This is a genomic window from Nostocoides sp. (genome assembly GCF_035343835.1).
Classification (GTDB): domain Bacteria; phylum Actinomycetota; class Actinomycetes; order Actinomycetales; family Dermatophilaceae; genus Nostocoides_A; species Nostocoides_A vanveenii.
Genome location: NZ_DAOQZV010000029.1, coordinates 18,640 through 20,752, shown reverse-complemented (window position 1 = coordinate 20,752; position 2,113 = coordinate 18,640). Strand labels below are relative to the sequence as shown.

The window sequence follows — 2,113 nt, the reverse complement described above, 5'->3', positions numbered from 1 at the left end:
TCGGCCTCGCGACGCCGGCCGCGGCGAGACGACCGGCGGCACGAGCGCGAGCGCTCGACGGCGGTCACGTCCCGGCCTGGTCGACGGGGCGGGAAGGGTCAGCGGAGCGGACAGGGCCAACGATCCGTCGGTCCCCCAGGATGTGAGCGTTGCGGCCATGTTGATCTCCTCCTTCGGCGTGTCTATCGAAGAAATGTTCGATAGAACGGTTGTACGATGTGTAGCACGGAATCTGCGACTGATGCAAGAAACGATCGAACAGATGTTTGAGATCGTGACCTGATCGGCATAGGCTCTTCCGAACTGGGACGAGCATGTCAGCGACCACCGACAACCGGCCCCAGCTGCGGAAATGCCACCGTCGAGCAGGCCACGCGAGGGCAATGGAGGCCCAGATGAGCAGCGACAACACGACCGGCCAGGTGCACCCCATGCCTGAGCGCGAGGACGGCGACGGTCTGACCGTGCGCCAGCGACGCGTCCTGGATGTCATCCGCACCTCGATCGATCAACGTGGCTATCCCCCGAGCATGCGCGAGATCGGCGAGGCGGTCGGACTGGTCTCCCCCAGTTCGGTTGCCCACCAACTCCACGCCCTTGAGCGCAAGGGCTATCTGCGGCGCGATCCCAACCGGCCCCGAGCGATCGAAGTCGTCTCTCCGAACGCCCCGGGTGAGCGTGGCTACCGCCCCGGCGACCACGAGGACGATGGTCACCAGGACGAGACGGGCAGCGGCGACGCGCGGCCGGAAGCGTCATACGTGCCGGTGATCGGACGGATCGCCGCGGGTTCACCGATCATGGCCGACGAAGTGGTCGAGGACGTCTTCCCGCTGCCGCGCCAGATCGTCGGCGACGGCACTCTTTTCCTTCTGCGGGTGGTTGGCGACTCGATGATCGACGCCGCGATCTGCGACGGCGACTGGGTTGTGGTGCGTCAGCAACCGACTGCGGACAATGGCGACATCGTCGCCGCGCTGCTGGATAACGAGGCCACGGTCAAGACGTTCAAGCGCCGTGACGGCAAGGTGTGGCTGATGCCGCACAATCCGGCGTTCGGCCCCATCGACGGTGACCACGCGACGATCCTCGGCAAGGTGACCGCAGTCCTTCGCCGGGTGTGATCGGTCAGACGCCGAGACGGTCGGCCAGCTGCCGCAACGTTTCGGTGATGCCGTCGTCCACCTGCACGTCGATCAGGTGCCGATCGCGCAGGGGTCCGCGCGTCACCGCAGCGATCGGTATGCCGCCACGCGCCGCGCGCCGCACGAAGCGAAGTCCGCTCATCACCTGTAGCGAGCTGCCGATGACGACGAGCGCGTGGGCCGCATCGGTGAGGTGGAAGCATTGGTCAACCCGCTCGCGCGGCACGCTGCCACCGAAGAAGACGACATCCGGTTTGAGCCGGTCCAGGCCGCAGGCGCGGCAGGTCGGGGTCACGAAGTGCGCGATGAGCGCGTCATCGAGCACCACATCGCCGTCCGGGCGGATCTGGCTGCTGACCCGGGATCCGTCGCGAGCCAAGCCGGTGATGTCGTCGGCAAAGCGCGGATTGGCCTGACGGATGGCCGCCTGTATCTGCTCGCGCGGATAGCGCTGGCCGCAATCGAGGCAGACGACCTCGGCGAGACTGCCGTGCAACTCCACGACCCGACTGCTGCCCGCCCGTTGATGGAGTCCGTCGACATTCTGGGTGATGATGTCGGTGACCAGGCCGTACCTTTCGAGGGCGGCGAGGGCCTGGTGGCCCGCGTTGGGTTCGGCGGCGGTGAAGCGGGACCAGCCGGCATACGAGCGGGCCCAGTAGCGCTGCCGGCTGGAGCTGGAGGTGACGAACTCGCCGTGCTGCATCGGGGTGACGCGCCGCTGGCCGTCGGGGCCGCGGTAGTCGGGAATGCCGGAGTCCGTGCTGATTCCGGCTCCGGTCAGGGCAAGTACCCCACCGCGTGCGACGAGGCCGGCCAGCGCGTCAACAGCGCGATTCGCGGTGTCGGTATGTGCGGTGACGGAGGTCGAGTCGGTCAAAGCCGGCCTGCCATGGGGTGCTCCTCGGGCGGGGCATGTTCGTGGGTTTCATCCCATCACATGCCGAACCGGCCTCTCGACGGGGCTG

General features: G+C 67.3%; 3 protein-coding genes. 2 read left to right on the top strand and 1 reads right to left on the bottom strand.

Going from position 1 to position 2,113, the window contains the following annotated elements:
• Both PKH97_RS03795 and lexA read left to right on the top strand, forming a co-directional pair.
• Nucleotides 1-283, top strand: a 283-nt coding sequence (locus PKH97_RS03795) for a hypothetical protein (protein ID WP_324386074.1), incomplete at its 5' end; no start/stop codon positions are given.
• A gap of 112 nt (nucleotides 284-395) precedes the next feature.
• On the top strand, nucleotides 396-1,124 hold the full coding sequence (gene lexA, locus PKH97_RS03790) for a transcriptional repressor LexA (RefSeq protein ID WP_324386073.1): 729 nt from the start codon (nucleotides 396-398) through the stop codon (nucleotides 1,122-1,124).
• A 4-nt stretch (nucleotides 1,125-1,128) separates the two neighbouring features.
• Here lexA and PKH97_RS03785 read toward each other — a convergent pair whose 3' ends face one another.
• Nucleotides 1,129-2,025, bottom strand: a complete 897-nt coding sequence (locus PKH97_RS03785; RefSeq protein ID WP_324386072.1) for an NAD-dependent protein deacetylase — start codon at nucleotides 2,023-2,025, stop codon at nucleotides 1,129-1,131.
• Nucleotides 2,026-2,113: the final 88 nt, after the last annotated feature.

Bases quoted from the DNA above. Each gene is read 5' to 3' on its own strand.
- lexA (WP_324386073.1), top strand. From the start codon at position 396: ATGAGCAGCGACAACACGACCGGCCAGGTGCACCCCATGCCTGAGCGC.